Genomic DNA, 21,270 nt, shown 5'->3' on the forward strand with positions numbered 1-21,270 from the left:
GGACACGAGCGGTCACCCTAGGCGGCGCGTCGGTCGGGCCCGGCCGCGCCGCTCCGAGGGCAGCGGTGCTCCCGCGTGCCGGGTGCCGCGCGCCGGTAGGTTGGCCGGTCGTGGAACAACGGGCGCTCGGGCGCAGCGGTCTGGTCGTGAGCCGCCTGGCGCTGGGCACGATGACCTGGGGCCGCGACACCGACGAGGACGAGGCCGCGATGCAACTCACCGCTTTCGTCGACGCCGGCGGCACGCTGGTCGACACCGCCGACGTCTACTGCGACGGCGACAGCGAGCGGATCCTCGGCCACCTGCTCACCGACGTCGTGCCGCGCGACTCCGTGCTCGTCGCCACCAAGGCCGCCGGGCGCACCGCGCCGGGCCCGATGGGCCGCGGCGCCTCCCGCGGCCATCTGCTCGCCGCGCTCGACGCCTCGCTGCAGCGGCTCGGCCTGGACCACGTCGACCTGTGGCAGGTGCACGCCTGGGACGACGTGACGCCGCTCGAGGAGACCCTGGCCGCCTGCGACCTCGCCGTCTCCTCGGGCCGGGCCCGCTACATCGGCATCAGCAACTTCTCCGGCTGGCAGACCGCGCAGGCCGCCACCTGGCAGCGGGCCTGGCCGGGGCGCACGCCGATCGTGAGCACCCAGGTCGAGTACTCGCTGCTTCAGCGCGGGGTCGAGCGGGAGGTCGTGCCCGCCGCGGAGGCGCTGGGGCTCGGCGTCCTGGCCTGGTCGCCGCTGGGCCGCGGGATCCTCACCGGCAAGTACCGGCACAGCACGCCGTCGGAGTCCCGCGGCGCCTCCGCGCCGTGGCAGGCCTTCATCGACGGGCTGCGCTCGCCGAAGTCCGACCGGATCGTGGAGGCGGTGATCACCGCGGCCGAGGGGCTGGGCACCAGCCCGCTCGGGGTGGCGCTGGCGTGGGTGCGCGACCGGCCCGGCGTCGTCGCCCCGGTCGTGGGCGCGCGCACCGCGCAGCAGCTGCAGGCCTCCCTCGACGCCGACGGCGTGCGGCTGCCCGCCGCGATCCGCACCGCGCTGGAGGACGTCTCCGCCGCGCCGGCCGGCTACCCCGAGCGCCGGGCGGACCGGTGAGCGCGCCCGCTGCCGCGCCGGGCGGCGACCCGGTCTTCGCCGCTTTCTGCGCCGCCGGGCTCTGGCCGGGTCTGGGCCGGCGGACCGCCGCCGAGCTGCCCGCGGCCGGCATCACCTCGCCCGACGACGTCACCGCCGACCGGCTGATCAAGCTCCCGCGCGTCGGCCGGCAGCGCGCCGAGCGGCTGTTCTCCGGCTTCCTGGCCGCGGCGCCCACCTACGAGGTCGTGGAGATGCTCCTCGCGGCCGGGCTGCAGGCCAAGCTGGCGGCGGGCGTCGCCGACGCGCTGGGCCCGGACGCCGCCCGCCGGCTGCGCGACGACCCGTGGGCGCTGCTCAGCCTGTCCGGCGTCACGCTCGGGGACGCCGACCGGCTGGCGATCGCCGTCCTCAAGGGCGCCGACCGGCAGGACGCCCGCCGCGGCCGGGCCATCGTCGGGCTCACCCTGCGCACGGCCACCCGCGACGGGCACACCGTGCTCCCGGCCGACCTCGTGGTGGCCGCCCTGCGCGCCGAGGGCATCACCGACCCGGCCGCCGCGATCGTCGCCGCCGTCGACGGCGGCGAGGTCCTCGAGCACGAGCCGCCGCTCCCCGAGGACGACGGGGCAGGTGGGGATGCCGACACAGCCGAGCCCGATCCCGCGCTGCGCACGCTCTCCCTGGCCCGCTACGGCATGGCCGAGGAGGCCGTGGCGGAGAACGTGGCCCGGCTGTCGGCCGCGGCCGAGCTGATCGCGGACCCGCTGTCGGTCCGCAAGGTCTCCAAGGGCCTGGACAAGGCGCAGACCGCGGCCGTCGCCCAGGTGCTGGGGAGCGGCGTCAGCCTGCTGACCGGCGGCCCGGGCACCGGCAAGAGCCGCACGGTCGCCTCGACTCGTGCAGCTGCTGATGGCCAAGGGCACCGAGGTGGCGCTCGCCGCGCCGACGGGACGTGCGGCCAAGCGGCTGGAGGAGCTCACCGACCACCCGGCGACGACGGTGCACCGGCTGCTCGGCGCACAGGGCATGACCGGCGGCTTCTCCCGCAACGAGGAGTGGCCGCTGGACGCCGACGTCGTCGTCGTCGACGAGGCCTCGATGCTCGACGTCGAGCTCACCGCGGCACTGCTGGAGGCCTGCAAGGACGGCACCCACCTGCTGCTCGTCGGCGACCCCGCGCAGCTGCCCTCGATCGGCCCCGGCCACGTGCTGGGCGACCTCATCGACTCCGGGGCCGTGCCGGTCACCGAGCTGACCACGCTGTACCGGCAGGCCGAGGGCGGTGCGATCGCCCGGCTGGCGACCGGTGTCCGCGGCGGCGACCTGCCGGTGGTCGACTCCCCCGACCGCGAGGTCGTGATCGTGCCGGCGACCGGCTCGGCAGAGGCGGCCCGCCGGGTGGTGCAGCTGGTCACCGACTCGATCCCGCGGGCGCTGGGCATCGAGCCGGGCGCGGTGCAGGTCGTGACGCCGGTGCACCGCGGGCCGGCCGGCACGATCGAGCTCAACAAGGCGCTCAAGGCGGTGCTCAACCCGGGCGAGGGCACCGTGTTCGGCTTCGACCCGGGCGACCGCGTCGTCGCCACCGCCAACCACCTCGACCTGGAGCCGGTCGGCTTCGCCAACGGCGAGGTCGGCGTCGTCACCAAGGCCGGCGAGGGTTCGCTGGACGTGGCGTTCGCGTCGGGGCCGGTGACGGTGAACGGCACCGCGCTGTCGGACCTGCGGCACGGGTGGGCGATCACCGTGCACCGCGCGCAGGGGTCGGAGTGGCCCGGCGTCGTCGTCGTGCTGCCGCCCGAGGCCGGGGGGATGCTCTCGCGGCCGCTGGTCTACACCGCGCTCACCCGCGCGCAGAAGCACCTGTCGATCGTGCACGCGAGCGGCGCCGCGCTGGTGCGGGCCGTACGCGAGGTCGACGTCCGCCCGCGGCGCACCCGGCTGGCCGCGCTGCTGGCCGAGTACGCCGCCGACCTCGCCGGCTGAGCAGTCCGCGAGATCTGCACACTCGGGGCTCTCCAGCGGTCGAAAGGCCCGAGTGTGCAGATCTCGTGCAGGAAGGCGGGTCAGCCCTTGAGGGACTCCTCGACGTCCGGGTTCTCCTCGAAGAACGCGGTGATCGCCTCGTCGTACTTCCCCTCGCCGTACTCGTTCACGACCAGGTTCTCCAGCGAGCCGTACTGCTCGTCGGTGAGCGAGAAGCCGCCCATCAGCTCGGCGACCTCCCCGCAGTCGTCGGAGAAGCCGTCGCGAGCCAGGGTGTGCAGGCCCTCGGCGTCGCCCAGCGCGCCCTCGGGGTCGGCGAGGTCCTTGACCGGGAACTCGCTGTTGGCCCAGAACGGGCGCCACAGGGTGACGACGATGTCCTCCTGCGCGTCGACGGCGGCCTGCAGCTCGGCGAGCATCGCGGTGGTGGAGGACTCGACCAGGGTGAAGTCGTCGAGGCCGTAGGTCGGCATGACCTCGTCCTTGGTGGTGCGGGTCAGGCCCGCGCCGGGCTCGATGCCGACGATGCGGCCGTCGAACCGGTCGGCCTGGCCGGCCAGGTCGGCGATCGACTCGATGTCGACGTACTCGGGCACGGCCAGGGTGAGGACGGCGCCGCCGTACCAGGAGCCGAGGTCCTCGATGTCGTCGCCGTACTCGTCCATGTAGTCGGCGTGGGTGACCTCCGACCAGGCCGACGGGTAGACGTCGACGTCGCCACCGGCCAGGCCCGCGTACAGCGGGGCGGCGTCGGCGATCTCCTCGAACTCGACCTCGTAGCCCTTGTCCTCCAGGACGTCCTGCCACAGGTGGGCCATGCTCAGGCCGTCGGTCCAGGACGGGATGAACCCCAGGGTGACCGACGCGCAGCTGTCGCCGCCGCCGTTGCCGGAGGCGGTGGTGTCGCTGCCCTCGTCGTCGCTGCCGCAGGCGGTGGCCGCCAGGGCGATCGCGGCCAGGCCGGCTGCCGCTCGCAGGCCGCGGCGGTGTCGGTTCAGGGTCACGTGGTGCTCCTCTCGTCGTGCGGCCCGCCTCGTCGCGGGCCGTCGAACGTGCTCGGCCGCCGGGCGCCGTGGTGGCGTCCGGTCGGCTCCGTGCGGATCAGCGGCCGACGGCCGCCGGAGAACGGGTCGGGTCGGCGTCCCCGGTCGGGACGACGGGGGTGCCGACGGCCGGCGCGGTGCGCCGCCGGACCAGCCACGAGCGGACCCCGCCCGCGCGGCGGCGCTCCCCGAAGGAGGAGGTGAGCCGGTCGAGGAAGATCGCCAGGATCACCACCGACAGCCCGGCCTCGAAGCCCAGCCCGATGTTCAGCCGGGAGATGCTGGTGACGACGACGCCGCCGAGCCCGCCGGCGCCGATGAGGCCCGCGATGACCGCCATCGAGAGCGCCAGCATGATCACCTGGTTGACGCCGGCCATGATCGTGGGCCGGGCCAGGGGCAGCTCGATGCCGCGCAGGATCTGCCACGGCGAGCTGCCGAACGCGTGCCCGGCCTCCACCGTCTCCCGGTCGACCTGGCGGATGCCCAGCTCGGTGAGCCGGACGCCGGGCGGCAGCGCGAAGATGATCGTGGTGACGACGCCGGGCACCAGCCCGATGCTGAAGAACGTGACCGCCGGGATGAGGTAGACGAACGCCGGCATCGTCTGCATGAGGTCCAGCACCGGCCGGACGACGGCGCTCACCCGCGCGCTCTTGGCCGCCGCGATGCCCACCGGGACGGCGACGACGACCGACACCAGCGTGGCGACCAGCACCAGGGCGAGGGTCTCCATCGCCGGCTCCCAGAGCTCCATGCTCTGGATCAGCAGCAGCCCGAGCAGCGAGCCGACGGCGAAGACGACCGAGCGGACGCCGAGCGCGAGCACGGCGAGGAGCGCGGCGAGCAGCAGCGGCGGCGGGGCGCAGCAGCCCGTCGGTGACGCCTTCGACGGCGTTCTCGGTGCCGGTGCTGATGGCGTCGAAGACCGGGTCGAGGTTGTCCTTGAGCCAGTCGAAGGCGGTGTCCACCCACTCGCCGACGGGCACCCGCGGCAGGGACGTCTCCGCGAGGACGGCGGTCGGCTCAGCCACGGGATCCCTCCAGCAGCCCGGCGCGGTCGGCGAGCGGCGCGGCAGCGCGGTCGTCCGACGGCCTGCCGGCCAGCGCGGCCAGCACCGCGCGTGCGTCGACCAGGCCGATCGTGCGCCCGGCGTCGTCCACGACCGCGATCGGCGCCTCGCTCGCGCTCACGGGGCCGAGCAGCTCGGTCAGCGGGGTGTCAGCCGGCACCCGGCCGGCAGGAGGGACGTCGGGGCTCGCCGTCGGCACCGCGACGTCGGCGGCGGTGAACACGCGGGCGCGGTCCACGTCGGCCAGGAACCGCTCGACGTACTCGTCGCCGGGGTCGGCGAGGATCGACTCGGGCGTGCCCAGCCGCACGATCCGGCCGTCCCGCATGATCGCGATCCGGTCGCCCAGGCGCATGGCCTCGTTGAGGTCGTGGGTGATGAAGACGATCGTCTTGCCCAGCCGGGCCTGGAGCTCGAGCAGCTGGTCCTGCATCTCGCGGCGGATCAGCGGGTCCAGCGCGCTGAACGCCTCGTCCATCAGCAGCACCTCGGCCTCCGACGCGAGCGCGCGGGCCAGGCCGACGCGCTGCTGCATGCCGCCGGAGAGCTGGTCGGGGCGCTTGTCGGCCTGCCCGTCCAGCCCGACCATCGACAGCGCCTCGCGGGCCGCCGCGAGGCGGGTGCGGCGCTCGACGCCGCGGACCTCGAGGGCGTAGGCGGCGTTGTCCACCACGCTGCGGTGCGGGAGCAGCGCGAGGTGCTGGAACACCATGCTGATCCGGCGCTGCCGGACCTCGCGCAGGCGCTTGCCGCTCAGCGCGGTGATCTCGTCGCCGCCCACCGTGACGGTGCCGGCCGTGGGCTCCAGCAGGCCGTTGAGCATCCGGAGCAGGGTGGACTTGCCCGAACCGGACAAGCCCATCACCACGAAGATCTCGCCGGGCTCGACGGCCAGATCGACGTCGATGACCGCGGGGGTCGCGCCGGAGGCCCGGATCTCGTCGGCGGTGGCCCCGGCCCGGAGCCGCTCCACCGCCCCGGCCGGGTACCGACCGAAGACCTTGAACAGGCCGTCGACTCGCAGTGCGGTCACAGGTCCCTCTCGCCCGGTGTCCGGCGGCAGGGGGCGCCGGACACGTCGTGTCGGGCCGCGCCGACCGCGGCCCGACGATCGACGCTAGGGGCCGGTCAGGACCCGGGCTCCCGGAGTCGGGATCTCGACAGATGCCCGTAACGGGATCGTCACAGACACCCCCGGAACGAGGGACCGGCCTCAGCCGGGCAGGACGTCGTCCTCGTCGGCGGGGACCTCGCTCTCCTGCTCCAGGACGTCGGCCTCGTTCGCCTCGCGGTCACCGACCGGGCGGAGCGGGCTGCCCGACTCCCCCGGGCGCGCGGCGAGCTGCTGCTCGAGGGCGTCGGCCTCGGGCACGGTGTCGCCGGGCCCCGTCGCGTCGCCCGCGGTGGTCACCGCCGGTGGGTCCACCAGGGCGTCCTGCTCCGCGCGGTCGGCGTCGTTCGCGGCACCGGGATCGGTCACGTCGTCCTCCGTCGGGGAAGCGGTCGGGTCGCCTTCTATCCTGCCGTCCGGACGACGGTCCGGCAGGCCGGCGATCGGCGGCGGGGGGACGACGGCGTGACCGACGGGCGCCGGGCAGGCACAATCGGGCCGATGGAGGCGTCTGGCGATTACGAGTTCGCGCCGCTGCGGATCCCACCGGGCACGTCCCGGTCCGCGGCGGCGACCATGCTGAGCCTGCAGTCCGACGTCGGCGGATGGGAGCTCGCCCGGCTCCAGCTGCACCCCGACGGCACGCGCAAGGTGATCCTGCGCCGCCGCTCCCGGCTCTCCTACCTGCCCGGACCGGTCGTCTAGCCCCAGTGCTGCGGGCGGCGGAGCCCGGCAGGGACGCGCGTGGTGACGTCGCCCCGGGCCGCGGCCAGCTGCGGGCCGGTGAGGAACAGGCACGCCGAGAGGTCCGCGCCGCGCACGTCGGTCGCCCGCAGGTCGGCGCCGAGCAGGTCCGCCGTCCCCAGGTCCGCGCCGCGCAGGTCGGCCCCGATCAGGTAGGCGCCGCGCAGGCTCGCGTTGCGCAGCCGCGCCCGCCGCAGGTCGCGGCCCATGAGATCGGCACCGCGGCGGTCGGGCCCGGTGGGCGTGCGGACGGCCTCGCTCACCCGCTGCAGCAGCTCCCCCACGCCCGCCCGGTGAGCGCCGACGTCGAGGGCGCGCAGCGCGTCGGCGTCCAGGGCGGCCAGCCGCTCGGTCTCGGCACGGGCGGCCGCGACGGCGGGTTGCAGCGCCGCCGCGCCGGGCAGGGCGGCCGCCTCGGCGAGGTGCCAGAGGGTCTCGTGGAGCTGGCGCATCACCGGCAGGACGGCGAACTGCGCGGTGGCCAGTTCCGGTGACTCCCGCCAGCTCCGCCCGCCGAAGGTCTGCTGGGTGATCCGCTGGCCGGCGCCGAAGCAGTCGAAGACCGTGCAGCCGGGGAAGCCCTCGGGCCGCAGCCGGTCGTGGATGCCGCAGCGGAAGTCCTGCTGCAGGTGCCGGCACGGCGTCCCGGCGGGCTTGTCGACGGCGAAGTCGGCGGACGCGGCGAACGCCGGCGCCACGCAGCACAGCCCGGCGCAGCGGGAGCAGTCGGCGGACAGCCCCTCGCGCCCCGGGACGATCGGGAGCGGGCGGGGCGTCATGGCCGGTCCAGCCTAGGCGGGACCCGTCGACCTACGGGACGAGGACGACCTTGCCGACGGTGCCGCGGTCGCCGAGGCGGGCCAGCGCCTGCGGCGCCTGGTCCAGCGGCAGCACGTCGCCGACCAGCGGGTCGATCAGCCCCTCGCCGACCAGCCGCAGCAGCTCCTCGTGGGTGCGCCAGAACAGCGCCGGCTCGTGCTTGCGGTACAGCCCCCAGTGCAGCCCGACGACGCTGTAGTTCTTGACCAGCACGTGGTTGGCCGGCGCCGACGGGTGCTGCCCGCTGGTGAAGCCGACGACGAGCAGCCGGCCCTCGAAGGCGATGCAGCGCCGGGACTTGTCGAACACCTCGCCGCCGACCGGGTCGTAGACGACGTCCGCGCCGTGCCCGCCGGTGACCTCCTTGACGATCGGGACGAAGTCCTCGGTCGTGTAGTCGATGACGTGGTCGGCACCCAGCTCGCGGCAGATCTCGGTCTTGCGGGCACCACCGGCCGTGGCGATCACCTTCGCGCCGGCGGCCTTGCCCAGCTGGATCGCGGCCGAGCCGACGCCCCCGGCGCCGGCGTGGACGAGCAGCCACTCCCCCGCCTGCAGGTGCGCCCGGCGGTGCAGGCCGACGTGCCCGGTCGAGTAGGTGAGGTACAGCGAGGCGGCCTTCTCGTCGGAGAGCCCCTCGGGCGCGGGGTACGCGGCGGCGGCGTCCATCAGCGCGTACTCGGCGAAGGCACCCGGCCCGCTGGCGGGCGAGCCGATGACCCGCTGCCCGGTCTCCACGATCTCGCCGCACAGCTCGACACCCGGCGTGTAGGGCAGCGGCGGCTTCTCCTGGTACAGCCCCTGGGCCATCAGGATGTCGGGGAAGTTGAGGGCGGCCGCCCGCACCTTGACCAGCACCTGGCCCTCGCCCGGGGTCGGGATGTCGACCTCGTCGAAGCTCATGACCTCCGCGGGGTCGCCGAGGTCGTGGACCCGCCATGCACGCATGCCCCGACCTTGCCAGACGCGGGGGTGACCGCCGTCACCTGCCCCCGCCGGGTCTCGCCGTCCGCCAGGCCGTGGCAGGGTGCTGGACACGACGCCGCGCGACGCCGGCCCGACGTGAGGACCGTCTTGAGACAGCACCTGCTGGACCCGCTGCGCTTCTTCGCCGCTTTCGTGGCCAACCCCCGCCAGGTCGGGGCGGTGCTGCCCACCTCGCGTTCCGCGGTGCGCGACATGCTCGACCTCGCCGACGTCCCGGCCGCCGACCTGGTCGTCGAGCTCGGCGCCGGCACCGGCGTGCAGACCGGCGAGATCCTCGCCCGCCTGCGCCCGGACGCCCGGCTGGTGGCCGTGGAGATCGACCAGAAGCTCGCCACGGCGCTGGCCAAGCGCTACGCCGGTGACGACCGGCTCCAGGTGCTCGCCGACTCGGCCGAGAACGTCGCCGCCCACCTCGACGGCCGGCGCGCCGACGTGCTGGTCTCGGCCCTGCCGTTCACGTCGCTGGACGGCGAGCTGCGGCGGCGGATCCTCGACGAGCTGCCCCGTCTGCTGGGCCCGCGGGGCGTGATGGTGGTGATCCAGTACTCGCCGCTGATGCTGGGTGAGTTCCGCCGACGGTTCCGCTCGGTGCGCTGGCGGATCACGCCGTGGAACGTCCCGCCGGCGTTCCTCTTCGCCTGCTCGCAGGACGATCCCGCCTGATCAGCTCCGGCGGGCCAGCACCTCGCCGCGCAGGGCGTCGTTCATCGCCCGGAACCCGGCCAGCGTGCCGCCGTCCAGGAATCCGCGCAGCGGGCGCACCAGCAGGCCGCTGAACGACTCGCTCTGCACCAGGCGCGTGCCGGCCGGCGTCGCGGTCAGCTCGAAGCGGTGCCGGCCGTCGAACAGCCCGGGGACGCCGAGGTGGCCCAGCCACTCGAGGACGGCGCCGTCGACCACCTCGGTGACCGTGGGCCGGATGGGCAGCGCCCGGCCGCCGGGCGGCTGCAGCCGCAGCGACAGCCGCTCCCCCGGTGCGACCGTGCCGGCCGCCGACGGGATGAACGGGTTCCACGCCGCGTGGCCGGGGAGGTCGGTCAGCACCGCCCAGACGGCGTCCGGTGGTGCCTCGACGTCGACCGCTGCGGAGATCCGGTGTCGCATGGGCTGCACTCCCGTCCCGGGGCGGCTGCGGTCGGGGCAGTGTCGCCGACCGCAGCCGCACCGGGGAGGGGTCAGGTCGCCGAGCCCGGCTTCAGCGCGCTGGGGACGCCGGCGGTCTCGCCGCTGGCGGTCTTCGCGGCGGGCACGCCCTTGAACTTGTAGGGCACCGCCCCGATCCCCGGCTGCACGATGTAAGCCGCACCCGGCTCGCCGGAGGTCCACGCGGCGATCATGGCGTCCGCGACCTCCTCGGCCGACAGGATCGGGAAGTTGTTCTGGATGAACGTCTCGCGGATGCCGTCGATGATCGCGGTGTCGGCGAAGCCGGGGCAGATCGCGGTCATGCGGATGTTCTCGTCGATCACCCGCGCGGCCATCGAGCGGACGAAGGTGATCGCGCCGCCCTTGGCCACGCTGTAGCCGGGGTCGGTGGCCAGCGGCGCGAGCCCGGCCAGCGAGGCGGTGACGACGATCGAGCCCCCGCCGGCCCGGCGCAGCGCGGGCAGCGCGGCCTCGGTGCCGTAGACGACGCCGAACAGGTCGATCTCGACGACCTTGAGGAACTCGTCGACGTCGAGGGCCTGCCGCGACTTGCCGGCGATCCCGGCGTTGAGGAACGCGGCGTCCAGCCGGCCGTGCTCGGCCTCGACCTGGGCGACGACGGCGGCGTTGGCCGCGCGGTCGGCGACGTCGAGGACGACGAACGGGCAGCCGAGCTCCTCGGCCACCTGGCGGTTGCGCTCGCTGTCGAGGTCGGCGAGGACGACGGTGACGCCGGCTGCCTTCAGCTTGGTGGCGAGGGCGCGGCCGAAGCCACCGGTCCCTCCGGTGATGAGTGCGACGGAACCGGGCTTGAGTGTGGGAGCGGTCACTCCCCCATCATGCCGACCGCAGGAACCGGTCGAGCACCCGGACGCCGAACCGCAGCGACTCGACCGGCACCCGCTCGTCGATGCCGTGGAACAGCGAGGCGAAGTCCAGGTCGGCGGGCAGCCGCAGCGGCGAGAACCCGAAGCAGCGCATGCCGGAGACGCTGGAAGCTCTTGGCGTCGGTGCCGCCGCTCATCGTGAACGGCACGGGGCGGGCGCCGTCGTCCTCGGCCCGGAGTGCGGTGACCATCTGGTCGACCAGCGGCCCGTCGAACGTCGTCTCCACGGCCTGGTCGTGGACGAGCCACTCGCGCTGCACGCCCTCGCCGACGAGCGTGGCGAGCTGGCGCTCGAACTCCTCCTCCTGGCCGTAGAGGAAGCGGCCGTCGACGGTGGCCGACGCGGTGCCGGGGATGACGTTGGCCTTGTAGCCGGCGTCGAGCATCGTGGGGTTGGCGGTATTGCGCAGGGCCGCGCCGATCATCCGGCTGATGCTGCCCAGCCGCGCCAGGGCCAGCTCGGGCTCGGCCGGGTCGATCTCGATGCCGTAGGCGTCCTCGACGGCGGCGAGGAACTGGCGCATCGGCGGGGTGAGCGTGAGCGGGAAGCGGTGGCTGCCGATGCGGGCGACGGCCTCGCACAGCCGGGTGACGGCGTTGTCGTCGTGCACGAACGAGCCGTGCCCGGGCTTGCCCCCGGCGGTGAGCCGCATCCAGGCCAGGCCCTTCTCGGCGGTCTGCACCAGGTAGAGGCGCAGGTCGTCGCGGACGGTGATGCTGAAGCCGCCGACCTCGCTGATCGCCTCGGTGCAGCCCTCGAGCAGGTCGGGGTGCTCGTCGACGAGGAAGTGCGCGCCCAGCTTGCCGCCGGCCTCCTCGTCGGCGACGAACGCGAGCACGATGTCGCGGTCGGGCTGCACGCCGGTGCGGGCCCAGTCGCGGACCAGCGCGAGCACCATCGCGTCCATGTCCTTCATGTCGACAGCGCCCCGGCCCCAGATGTAGCCGTCGCGCTCCTCGCCGGAGAACGGGTGCACGCTCCACTCGGCCGGGTCGGCGGGGACGACGTCGAGGTGCCCGTGCACGAGCAGCGCCGGGCGGCTGCGGTCCCGGCCAGGGATGCGGGCGACCAGGCTGGCCCGGCCGCGCTCGGACTCGTGGATGACCGAGTCGATGCCGACCTCGTCGAGCGTGCCCGCGACCCACTCGGCCGCGGCCCGCTCCCCCGCGCTCGTGGCGGTGGCGCCGGTGTTGGTCGAGTCGATCCGGATCAGGTCGGAGAGCAGCTCCGCGACCTCGTCCTGGGCTCGGGTCAGCGGGGCCACCGTGTCGTCGGTCATGCGGCGATCGTGCCACCGGGCGCGTCCCCTCCCCACCGGCTGGAGCAGGGCGCACCGGGCCGGCAGGGGGTGCTTCGGACGCCGGATCGGGTCCGGTAGTCTTGCCACGCACTCGTCCGGGTGGCGGAATGGCAGACGCGCTAGCTTGAGGTGCTAGTGCCCTTTATCGGGCGTGGGGGTTCAAGTCCCCCCTCGGACACAACATCGCCCCGGTGTTCCTGCACGTCAGGAGCCCGGGGCGTTCTGCTGGAACGGCCTCCTAGGGCCTCGTGATACCCGCGTGATACTTCGCGCACCGGATCACCCTTCGAGCAGGGCAGCGAAGCGGTCGGCCGCCTCGCGACCCATGCCGGGGTGCACGTGCTGGTAGACGGTCAGCGTGATCGTGGCGCTCGCGTGGCCCAAGCGCTCTGAGACGACCTTGACCGGCACGCCGTCGGCCAGCAGGAGCGTGGCGTGGGTGTGGCGGAGGTCGTGCAGCCGGATCACCGGCAGCCGCTCCTCCCCCAGCGCTCGACGCGCCCGCGCGATATGGCCGGCGAAGTGGCGGGAGAACCGCTCAGGGTGCCGATGGGTGCCGTCGAAGTTGCTGAGCACGAGCGCCGAGTCGCGCACGAGATCGAGCGCCAACAGTCCGCGAGCGGCCCGGTAGGCACGCAGCGCGGCCACGGTGCCGGAGTCCAGGTCGACAACGCGTGACCGGCCCGTCTTGGTGGGGCCCTCGACCAAGCGCTCGCCGGCGCCCTTGGTCTTCACGACGCCGACGCTGCGGCGGATGGCGAGGCGGCCGGCGTCCAAGTCGATGTCGCGCCAGCGCAGGGGCCAGCGCTTCTCCGCGGCGCATCCCGGTGGCCGCTAGCAGCCGCCAGCCTATGGCGAGGTCCTCGTCATAGGCCTCCGCCCAGCTGAGGAACCGGCCAAGCTCGGCCGCGGTCCACGCCTGCATCTCCGGAGGACGCGCCTCCGATGGGCTCGGCGGTGTCGACCGGTCGGTCGGGTTGACCGAGAGCCGTCCCTGTGTGACCGCGTCACCCAGCGCCGACCGCAGGATGGTGTACACGTAGCGCACCGTTCGGGCGGAGAGACCGCCCTGACCATCCGCGCGGCCGGACTCCTCCAGTGTGCGCATCCATGCGTCCACCGCTGGACCGGTGAGCCGGGCGACCGACTGTGCACCGAGGTACGGATCGATGTGCAGCCGGATGTTCTTCCGGTAGGAGGCCAGCGTTGAGGGGCTGAGCCGCTGGCCCTGGATCCACTCGGCGAGGTAGGCGTCGAGACGCTGCTTCGACGGCTCGACCCACTCCCCCACTTCGGCCTTGCGGACCTCCGCGCGCAGTGCCGCAGCGGCGTCCTTCCTGGTCTTGAACCCGCGCTTGAGGACGACGCGCCTTGTACCGTCCGGTCGCTGAGCAGTGAACTTGATCAGGAAGCGCGGACCAGCCTTGGTCATGTACTCGCTGATCCCGCCCTCGCCCGCCTGCCGTCTCCGCGGCTTCACCATCGCAGACCTCCATCGCTCGACCCCGCGACTCCGCTGTCAGCCGGATGACTGCTTCAGGCCAGCCACGGCAACGACTACGGAACGCCCAGCGGTAGTCCGGCGGCCGGCACCGGCAGCCATCTGTGGACGCAAGCCGACGCTGTGGACGACGGTCAGGACGCGACCGCCCAGCTGAACGCCCGCACCGTGGGACTCTTCACGAGCGACCTACCGAGCCTCTCCAGTCCTTCTCCGGTAGGCCGCCCTGCGGAGAGGTACCGCGTGGACGCACTCGATCCTCGGTCTCGGACGTCGATGACGCGACGAAAATCGCGGGACATGAAGAGCGCGGCGCGATAGCCGGACTTCCAAACTGGCCATGCCGGTTCGATCCCGGTCACCCGCTCCATGCCCTGACCGGCTCGTATGTCCGTCTGGGTGACGTCCCCGCTGGTGGTGTAAGTCCAGGCCACGACCGCGTGGGTGATCACGTGCGAGGGGCCATCGTGTGATGGTCAGCGAGACCACGCCAATGGTTCTCGCGGAAGGACACAGCACACGATGGCCCTGGACCAGTCTGCCCTGCTCGAGGTGCTCGATGCACTGAAGGCCGCCGATGTCGATGACCGGATCCGGTCGGCAGCGACCACGATCTACCAGGCCTTGATTGAGGCCGAGCTCACCGCGGTGATCGGTGCCGCCCCGCACGAGCGCACCGAGGCCCGGACCGCGCAGCGCAACGGCTCCCGCCCGAGAACCCTGTCGACGACGGCCGGGGATCTGGAGTTGCGGATCCCGAAGCTGCGCGCCGGCTCGTTCTTCCCATCGCTGCTGGAGCGGCGTCGGCGGATCGACCAGGCGCTGTTCGCGGTGGTCATGGAGGCCTACCTGCACGGCGTCTCGACTCGGAAGGTCGATGACCTGGTCAAGGCGCTCGGCGCGGACACCGGGATCAGCAAGAGCGAAGTCAGCCGGATCTGCGCCGACCTCGATGAGGAGGTGGCCGCCTTCGCCGACCGCTCGCTGGCCGATCAGGCCTTCCCCTACGTGTTCCTCGACGCGACCTACTGCAAGGCGCGAGTCAACCGGCGGGTGGTCTCCCAGGCCGTCGTGATCGCCACCGGGGTGGCCGCCGACGGACACCGGGAGGTGCTCGGCTTCGCCGTCGGCGACTCCGAGGACGGCGCCTTCTGGACAGCGTTCCTGCGCTCACTGAAGGCCCGCGGGCTGACCGGCACGCAGCTGGTCATCTCCGACGCCCACGCCGGGTTGAAGGCCGCCATCAGCGCGGTCCTGCTCGGCGCCAGTTGGCAGCGCTGCCGGGTGCACTTCATGCGCAACGTGCTCGCTCAGGTGCCGCGCGGCAACAGCGAGATGGTCGCCGCCGCCATCCGCACGATCTTCGCCCAGCCCGACGCCGAACACGTGCACTCCCAGCTCGACGTCATCGCCGGCATGCTCGGCCGCCAGTTCCCGAAGGTCGAGGCGATGCTGCGCGAGGCCGAGGAGGACCTGTTGGCCTTCGCTGGATTCCCGGTCGCGCACTGGAAGAAGATCTGGTCGACCAATCCCCTGGAACGGCTGAATAAGGAGATCAAGCGCCGCACCGACGTCGTGGGCGTTTTCCCCAACCCCGAGGCACTGCTGCGGCTGGCCGGCGCGGTGCTGGTCGAGGCGCACGACGAATGGCAGGTCTCCGACCGCCGCTACCTCTCCGAGGGCTCCATGGCCGTGCTCAACCACCCGAACCCGACCAAGGAGGTGGCGCAACCGGCACTGATCGCGTCATAGTCACCACACCGCTGACCAACACGGTGAGGACTACATCCACCACTCAGCGGGACGTCACCTCCGTCTGCGCAGCTCAGCGCAGCCTGTGCGCCGCTCCCGTGCCATAACGGTGCTGACCCCTGCTGACCGCTGATCACCGGCTTTGGCCGGTGCTTAAGGCACGGATAAGGCACGCCCCGGCCGTGAATGACCTCGACGTCGCGCAGCTTCGTGCAGGTGCAGGGGCACGGGCCGCCAGCCCACGAGCGACGCTGCGTATGGACCGCCAAGCGTTGTCTCGTGGCCGGCCTGTGCCGCATCAAGAGCGGCCGGCGCACCGTGATCGCGGGCTGACCGTCCCGCGTCTTTCACGCGTCGTGGCGGACATAAAGCGGTGGCAGCGAGTCCACCACCCTGATCGTCTCCAAGGAGACTGTGACGACGCGTGCCAGCAGATCAACGATGTAGCGCGGATCGCCGACTTCGCGGGACCAGTTGTTGGGGTCGTTGACGATGCCCGACGCCTTGTCGGTCTTCACCCAGTAGCGGTCGATGATCCACTCGATGGCCGACCGGCTGCCGAGCATGTACCGGTACGCCTCTTCTGGGATGCCGCGCAGGGTGATCCGGTCGTTGTAGTGGATCACCGACCGATCGTGTCGTAGCCCAGCGGCCTTCTGCTCCGCGGTCGGCTTGCCGAAGGCCATCTTCTTGTCCCGGACAGCGAAGAACGCGTAGTCCGCCTCGCCGCCGGGACCGGAGACGTCGAGGCCCTCCAGCGGGTACGGCTCGACGGTCTCGTAGCCCAGGTGCAGCTCGGCCAACTGCTTACCCGCGTCGACGAAGGCGCGGAAGTCCATGACGAACGGGATGCGGGGCAGCATCTTCTTTATATCCGCGGCGTAGTTCTCCCGGTACTCCGGCGAGTGCAGCAGCCCGTACACATAGTTGAAGATGTCGTCCTTGCTCAGCGACTCGTTCGGGTACGCCGCCGAGAACGCGGCCAGTGCCTCATCGGTTATGTTGTCGATACGCCGGTAGCCGTCGACCACCTCCCCCTGGTGGACCGTCGAACATCCCCGACTCGTCGACCTTCTCGTACCGCCACCGCGCGAAGAACTTGCCGCCACTACCTGCGCCTGTGACATGAAGGTTCGGTAGGCAGTCGAGACTGAGTACCGAGAAGGGGACATCCGAGCCCGCCCCGACCTGGTAAATGCCGAGATTGCTCGCCTGTGGAGCAGGGAAAAGCTCGTATAGGCGGTAGACCATGTCGTTCAATGCGCGACTGAAGTAGACCGCTTGCTTGGTGAATGGGCGATACACACTGGTCACGACTCGGTCCTCTTCGAAGCGGCGCTCCCGCCGCCGGTCGAGGTCCGCCAGAAGACTGCGATTCCAGCTGATCAGCTTGTCGTCGCGGGTCGCATTGGACGAGGACCGCCCAGCGGCCCTGTCAGCCTCGTAGGTGCTGACAAGGCGCCGCATGTTTGCTTCGACCGCGTGTGGCCCGAACGAGTAGCACCAGGGATCCCGGTTCGTCTTGAGGCCGCCCGACTGGACGGCGAACACGTCCTCCACGGGCAGAAAGCGGTCGAAGTCGTCGGTTCGCTGATTCACCCAGTCGCCGTGCTCGTTGGCGATGATGACGACCGGGGTCAGGCTGCCGATGCTGCCGACTTCCGCAACCGTGGCAAGCTTCTCCTCGCGGGTGAGATAGTCGCCGACGTCGGTGTAATGCACGCTGGCCGGCCCAGTCGCTGCCGGCTCCTTGACCAGAATCGTGATGGCCACGGTGGCCCGGCTGCCGCTGCCGAAGACCTTGCCGCCCTCGCGCCGAGAATCCTCACCCGAGGTGCGCTGGTTGCCACGCAGGTTGAAGACGTGAATCGCGGAGAACTCTTCGGCGAGCGTCTTGCGCATGCCGTCAGCGGTGTTCGAGTCCAGAAACCCGCCGTTGGTCACGAACGCCACGATGCCGCGGTCCTGAATCCGCAGCGTGGCCCACTTGATGGCCCGGATGTACGAGTCGTACAGCGAGTTCTTGTTGGTCGCCGTCGACCGCGCGGCGTAGGTGTCCCGAATCGCGGCGTCCAGGGTCGGGTACTTCTCATTCGCGTTGTCGTCGTTGGCGGAATCCTGCCCAGATGAATAGGGCGGATTGCCGATGATGACCTGGATCGGCAACTGCTTCTGCCGTTCCAGCCGCTCGTTGTTCTCCGGCATGACGTCGATGTCCTGCTGGTCGCCGTCTTCCCACGACTGGAAGCTGTCGGTGAGCACCAGGCCGGGAAACGGCTGCGGCGTCCCCTCGAGATCCTCGAACGTCGTCTCGATATTGGCCGCGGCGATGTAGTAGGCCAGCAGCAGAATCTCGTTGGCGTGCAGCTCGTTGGCGTACTTCCGCGCCAGGTCGTGCGGCTCGATCAGGCCGCTCTGCAGCAGCCGCACCAGGAAAGTCCCGGTGCCGGTAAACGGGTCGAGCACGTGCACGCCCTCATCGGTAAGCCCCTGGCCGAACTCGGCGCGCAGCACCTCGTCGGCCGAGCGGAGGATGAAGTCGACGATCTCCACCGGCGTGTAGACGATGCCGAGCTTCGCCACCGTCTTCGGGAACGCGGTTGCGAAGAACTTGTCGTAGAGCTCGACGAGCACCCGCTGCTTGCCGGCCGCGTTGTCCACCCCGGCCACCCGCTTGCGCACGGTGTCGTAGAAGCCCTCGAGCGTCTCGTTCTCCACGCCGACAGCGTGCGCATCGAGCACCGCCAGCATGTTCTCCATCGTCCGAGCCACCGGGTTGCCGGCCAGGAAGCTGGAGTGGGCGAACAGCGCCTCGAACACCGGCCGGGTGATCAGGTGCTGGGCCAGCATGTCGATCGCGGCGTCATCGGTGATCGAGTCGTTCAGATTCCCGCGCAGGCCGGCGACGAAGTGCTCGAACTCGTCGGCCGCCGGTCCGGGCTTGGCGAGCAGGCCCTTGATCCGGGTGACATGGGCGGCGGCGATGTCGGCGATGTCCTTCGCCCAGGTCTCCCAGTACCGGCGCTCGCCGACCTTGGCGACGATCCGCGCGTACATCGCGTCCCGGAATTCGTCGGCCGGGAACTCCATGAGCAGCTGCTCGGTGGTCTTCCGCGTGGGCTGGTCCGGGTCGGGCACGGTCACGCCGTCGCCGTCCGTCGGGCCGGTGATCGTGACGATCTCGACGGTGTCGGGCTTTCGCTTGTTCAGCTCGATCTGGTTGACCATCGCGTGGAACCGGTCGTCATGGCTGCGCAGCGCCTGCAGCACCTGCCAGACGACCTTGTAGCGCTCGTTGTCCCGCAGCGCCTCCTCCGGGGCGATGCCGCTGGGCACCACCACCGGCAGCACGATGTAGCCGAGCTCCTTGCCGGGTGCCTTGCGCATCACCCGGCCGACGGACTGCACAACGTCCACCTGCGAGCCGCGCGGGGTGAGGAACAGCACCGCGTCCAGCGCCGGCACGTCGACGCCCTCGGACAGACACCGGGCGTTGGTGAGCACCCGGCACACGCCGTCCTGCGGGGTCTCCTTCAGCCAGGCCAGGTGCGTGTTGCGCTCGTGAACCCCCATGGTGCCATCGACGTGCGCCGCCTGGATGCGGAGTCGCGGCCGGTCCTCGGGCGTGTCGATCTGCGCCCGGTCGGCGAGGTCGGGGAACGCGGCAGCCGCCGCTTTGGACGCCTTGATGTGCTGGGCGAAGGCCACCGCGGTCCGCATCGGTGTGGGGTCGACGACCGCACCGTCGCCGATGGTCGCTGCCGGTCCGAAGTTCTTCGCGAGACCGTTCCAGCAGCCGATGAGCTTCGCGGCCTGGTCGAGCGGGATCTCTCCGGAGTTGGCCATGGCCTGCTGGAAATTTTCCGCGACGTACTTTTCGTCGACCGCCAGCACCAGCACCTTGTAGTCGGTGAGCAGGTCGGCCTCGACCGCCTGCCCGAAGCTGAGCCTGTGCAGCTCGGGGCCGAAGACCTCCACGTCGCCCATGTCGGCCAGCACCGCGTCGGCATCGGTCGCCTTGCGCTTGACCTCTTCGCCGAACACCCGTGGAGTCGCGGTCATGTAGAGCCGCTTGGTCGCCTTGAGGGCGTCGGCATCGTGCACCCGGACGAACGTCGACTCGTCCCCCTCGGCCAAAGTGACGCCGGTCGTGCGGTGGGCCTCGTCGCAGACGACCAGGTCGAAGCTCGGCAGGCCCCGCTCCTGGGCCTGGATCACCACGTCGATCGACTGGTAGGTGGAGAAGACCACCCGCATGCGTCCGGGAGCCTGCTCGCCCTTCTCGAAGCGAGTCAGCAAGGTCTGCGGATCGGTCGAGGCGGGCTCGGTCAGGTCGATCGGGAGCTGGTCGGCGTCGTCGGACGGCGTGCGCCGTCCGACCCGGACGTCGGAGCAGACTGCGTACGGCGCGATGTCCACCTCGGCGTTGGCCATCCACTCCCGCAGGCTCTGGCTCAGCAGCTGGATGCTCGGCACGAGAAACAGCACGGCGCCGCCCGCGCCCACCAGGTCCTCGGCGATCCGCAGGCTCGTGAAGGTCTTCCCGGTGCCGCAGGCCATCACCAGCTGGCCCCGGTCGTGCTCGGCGAGCCCGACGCGGACGTCATCCAGCGCCTTCTGCTGGTGTGGGCGCAGCGCCTTCTTGCCCGTCGGGACGACGATCTCCGGCGTCGTCCAGGAGAACTGGTCCCAGTCGATGGCGGCGTCGGCCAGGTACCCGATGTCGACGCGCTGGGCCACTCCCCCGGCCAGCGTCTCCTCGGCGTTGGCCGACCAGCCGGCCGCGGTGTCGAACACTATCCGCCTGGTGAACTGCGAGGAGGCCGAGGCGGAGATGAACGAGTCGATGTCGGCCTTGGCGACCGTGCGACCCGGTGCGTAAAACTTGCACTGGATGGCGGTGAGCCCGCCGTCGTCGGCATTCGCCGCGACCAGGTCGATGCCGGTGTCCGGCCGACCGGCACGCTCGGGCCAGTCCGACCACAGCCAGACGTCGGAGAACCGCGACTTCCACTCGGGGTCGGAGGTCAGGTAGGCCCTGATCAGTCGCTCGAACTTGCTGCCCTTGTCCCGCTCGTCCAGCGCTTCGCTGCGAAGCCGGTCCAGGACAGCGTGGATGGTCCCCGTCACGCTTCGCATCTTGCCCGACAGAACGTCCGGACAGGGTTGCCCCGCCCGGACGAGTCAACCCCTCGCAGGGCCCAAGATTGACTGGCCCGCGTCCATCGACGTTGACCTACGGTCGACGACCACCTGGTTCAACCCGTCATCTGAGGCTCTGCAACACGAGGTGCTGGGTTACTTGACGTGTCTACGGCGCTGGGCGGCGCGCTCGACGACGCTCTACGACCGCGACTTGATCAGAGGGACTGCTGGCTCGAACTTCCAACTCCGACACTGCCAGGCCGTCATGATCGCGTTCGTCGTAGTTCGCTGGCGTTCTGTATGCCGCTTGAGCCGCCTCTTTGCGCGACGGCGGGTAACGAGGAACTAGCGCGGACGGGGCCAACTGCAACCACGAGTGCAACCAGCCCGGTTCCATGCCGGGTCGCCAATGACCACCTACGCCAGCGTTGAGTTATAGCCGCCGTCTGCGAGCAGTGGGTGATGGGGCCAAGACGCCAGCTCCGTGTCGGAGGTGACTCGCCGGTCCGGCGTAACGGTGGTTTCCAATCCCCCTCGGGCACTTGTCAGTGATTCCCCCAGCCGGCTGGACCTTGCTCGACCCGCGCAACCCGCATGACGTCCCTCCCACGCGCTGGGAACATGACGGGGTGAGTGCGTCCGACCCCGACGAGGAATCAACATCCCTCCCAATGCCACGGCCGGACGTACCTCCTGGAGCCG

17 protein-coding genes, 1 tRNA gene and 2 pseudogenes are annotated in these 21,270 nt (G+C 71.6%); 7 read left to right on the forward strand and 13 right to left on the reverse strand.

Annotated features, from left to right (window positions below):
• The first annotated feature begins 146 nt into the window (after positions 1-146).
• The 3 genes and pseudogenes from JKP75_RS09170 (at position 147) to JKP75_RS21050 (ending at position 3,059) form a co-directional block, all read left to right on the forward strand.
• Positions 147-1,091, forward strand: coding sequence for an aldo/keto reductase (locus tag JKP75_RS09170; RefSeq protein WP_309229713.1), 945 nt, complete (start codon positions 147-149; stop codon positions 1,089-1,091).
• Between the two features lie 233 nt (positions 1,092-1,324).
• Positions 1,325-1,510, forward strand: a pseudogene (locus JKP75_RS21045) (hypothetical protein); the annotation flags it as partial.
• 460 nt (positions 1,511-1,970) lie between these two features.
• Positions 1,971-3,059, forward strand: coding sequence for an AAA family ATPase (locus JKP75_RS21050; protein ID WP_309229714.1), 1,089 nt, complete (start codon positions 1,971-1,973; stop codon positions 3,057-3,059).
• Between the two features lie 80 nt (positions 3,060-3,139).
• Here JKP75_RS21050 and JKP75_RS09180 read toward each other — a convergent pair whose 3' ends face one another.
• The 4 genes from JKP75_RS09180 to JKP75_RS09195 all read right to left on the reverse strand — a co-directional run bounded on the left by JKP75_RS09180 (position 3,140) and on the right by JKP75_RS09195 (position 6,655).
• Positions 3,140-4,063 (reverse strand): glycine betaine ABC transporter substrate-binding protein, encoded by a 924-nt coding sequence (locus tag JKP75_RS09180; RefSeq protein ID WP_309229715.1) that lies wholly within the window; start codon positions 4,061-4,063, stop codon positions 3,140-3,142.
• A gap of 97 nt (positions 4,064-4,160) precedes the next feature.
• Entirely contained in the window at positions 4,161-4,931 is a 771-nt protein-coding gene (locus JKP75_RS09185) for an ABC transporter permease subunit (protein ID WP_309229716.1), read from the reverse strand.
• Between the two features lie 197 nt (positions 4,932-5,128).
• Positions 5,129-6,208, reverse strand: a complete 1,080-nt coding sequence (locus JKP75_RS09190; RefSeq protein WP_200491681.1) for a glycine betaine/L-proline ABC transporter ATP-binding protein — start codon at positions 6,206-6,208, stop codon at positions 5,129-5,131.
• Positions 6,209-6,388: 180 nt separating this feature from the next.
• Positions 6,389-6,655, reverse strand: a complete 267-nt coding sequence (locus JKP75_RS09195) for a hypothetical protein (protein ID WP_200491680.1) — start codon at positions 6,653-6,655, stop codon at positions 6,389-6,391.
• A 132-nt stretch (positions 6,656-6,787) separates the two neighbouring features.
• Between JKP75_RS09195 and JKP75_RS09200 the strand changes: the two genes are divergently transcribed.
• Positions 6,788-6,991 (forward strand): DUF5703 family protein, encoded by a 204-nt coding sequence (locus JKP75_RS09200; protein WP_200491679.1) that lies wholly within the window; start codon positions 6,788-6,790, stop codon positions 6,989-6,991.
• On the opposite strand, the gene JKP75_RS09205 is transcribed toward JKP75_RS09200, so the two are convergent.
• Positions 6,988-7,809 carry a pentapeptide repeat-containing protein gene (locus JKP75_RS09205; RefSeq protein ID WP_200491678.1) on the reverse strand — a complete coding sequence of 274 codons (822 nt, stop codon included), beginning with the start codon at positions 7,807-7,809 and terminating at the stop codon, positions 6,988-6,990. The genes JKP75_RS09200 and JKP75_RS09205 overlap by 4 nt on opposite strands.
• A 31-nt stretch (positions 7,810-7,840) precedes the next feature.
• On the reverse strand, positions 7,841-8,797 hold the full coding sequence (locus tag JKP75_RS09210; protein WP_200492996.1) for an NADPH:quinone oxidoreductase family protein: 957 nt from the start codon (positions 8,795-8,797) through the stop codon (positions 7,841-7,843).
• Between the two features lie 126 nt (positions 8,798-8,923).
• Here JKP75_RS09210 and JKP75_RS09215 point away from each other — a divergent pair, with 126 nt between their 5' ends.
• Positions 8,924-9,499: a class I SAM-dependent methyltransferase gene (locus JKP75_RS09215; protein WP_200492997.1), complete on the forward strand. Its 576-nt coding sequence runs from the start codon at positions 8,924-8,926 to the stop codon at positions 9,497-9,499.
• Here JKP75_RS09215 and JKP75_RS09220 read toward each other — a convergent pair whose 3' ends face one another.
• The 3 genes from JKP75_RS09220 to JKP75_RS09230 form a co-directional block, all read right to left on the reverse strand.
• Positions 9,500-9,940, reverse strand: a complete 441-nt coding sequence (locus JKP75_RS09220) for an SRPBCC domain-containing protein (RefSeq protein ID WP_200492998.1) — start codon at positions 9,938-9,940, stop codon at positions 9,500-9,502. It abuts the gene before it with no gap.
• 71 nt (positions 9,941-10,011) lie between these two features.
• Positions 10,012-10,812 carry an SDR family oxidoreductase gene (locus JKP75_RS09225; RefSeq protein WP_200491676.1) on the reverse strand — a complete coding sequence of 267 codons (801 nt, stop codon included), beginning with the start codon at positions 10,810-10,812 and terminating at the stop codon, positions 10,012-10,014.
• Positions 10,809-12,149, reverse strand: a complete 1,341-nt coding sequence (locus JKP75_RS09230) for a M20/M25/M40 family metallo-hydrolase (RefSeq protein WP_242473270.1) — start codon at positions 12,147-12,149, stop codon at positions 10,809-10,811. Before JKP75_RS09230 ends, JKP75_RS09225 begins: the two co-directional genes overlap by 4 nt.
• Positions 12,150-12,263: 114 nt before the next feature.
• Between JKP75_RS09230 and JKP75_RS09235 the strand changes: the two genes are divergently transcribed.
• Positions 12,264-12,348: transfer RNA gene (locus JKP75_RS09235), tRNA-Leu, on the forward strand.
• Between the two features lie 101 nt (positions 12,349-12,449).
• Here JKP75_RS09235 and JKP75_RS21055 read toward each other — a convergent pair.
• Both JKP75_RS21055 and JKP75_RS24475 read right to left on the reverse strand, forming a co-directional pair.
• The gene (locus JKP75_RS21055) at positions 12,450-12,968 is read right to left on the reverse strand and encodes a site-specific integrase (RefSeq protein WP_255523330.1); all 519 of its coding nucleotides are present in this window, start codon (positions 12,966-12,968) and stop codon (positions 12,450-12,452) included.
• A gap of 337 nt (positions 12,969-13,305) precedes the next feature.
• Positions 13,306-13,653: pseudogene (locus tag JKP75_RS24475) on the reverse strand (Arm DNA-binding domain-containing protein); the annotation flags it as partial.
• Between the two features lie 540 nt (positions 13,654-14,193).
• On the opposite strand from JKP75_RS24475, the gene JKP75_RS09245 reads away from it, so the two are divergent.
• Positions 14,194-15,423, forward strand: a complete 1,230-nt coding sequence (locus JKP75_RS09245) for an IS256 family transposase (protein WP_200491645.1) — start codon at positions 14,194-14,196, stop codon at positions 15,421-15,423.
• Between the two features lie 347 nt (positions 15,424-15,770).
• Here the strand turns inward: JKP75_RS09245 and JKP75_RS24480 are convergent, their stop codons facing one another.
• Positions 15,771-16,454, reverse strand: a complete 684-nt coding sequence (locus JKP75_RS24480; RefSeq protein WP_375539240.1) for a type ISP restriction/modification enzyme — start codon at positions 16,452-16,454, stop codon at positions 15,771-15,773.
• Positions 16,414-20,553: a DEAD/DEAH box helicase gene (locus JKP75_RS09250; RefSeq protein ID WP_375539241.1), complete on the reverse strand. Its 4,140-nt coding sequence runs from the start codon at positions 20,551-20,553 to the stop codon at positions 16,414-16,416. Before JKP75_RS09250 ends, JKP75_RS24480 begins: the two co-directional genes overlap by 41 nt.
• Positions 20,554-21,270: the final 717 nt, after the last annotated feature.

The organism is Blastococcus sp. TML/M2B, assembly GCF_016612865.1.
Classification (GTDB): domain Bacteria; phylum Actinomycetota; class Actinomycetes; order Mycobacteriales; family Geodermatophilaceae; genus Blastococcus.

What these genes read in the sequence shown, in the direction of transcription:
- JKP75_RS09220 (WP_200492998.1), bottom strand. Translation starts at nt 9,940, where the DNA reads ATGCGACACCGGATCTCCGCAGCGGTCGACGTCGAGGCACCACCGGAC.
- JKP75_RS09210 (WP_200492996.1), bottom strand. Translation starts at nt 8,797, where the DNA reads ATGCGTGCATGGCGGGTCCACGACCTCGGCGACCCCGCGGAGGTCATG.
- JKP75_RS09230 (WP_242473270.1), bottom strand. Translation starts at nt 12,149, where the DNA reads ATGACCGACGACACGGTGGCCCCGCTGACCCGAGCCCAGGACGAGGTC.
- JKP75_RS09205 (WP_200491678.1), bottom strand. Translation starts at nt 7,809, where the DNA reads ATGACGCCCCGCCCGCTCCCGATCGTCCCGGGGCGCGAGGGGCTGTCC.
- JKP75_RS09245 (WP_200491645.1), top strand. Translation starts at nt 14,194, where the DNA reads ATGGCCCTGGACCAGTCTGCCCTGCTCGAGGTGCTCGATGCACTGAAG.
- JKP75_RS09200 (WP_200491679.1), top strand. Translation starts at nt 6,788, where the DNA reads ATGGAGGCGTCTGGCGATTACGAGTTCGCGCCGCTGCGGATCCCACCG.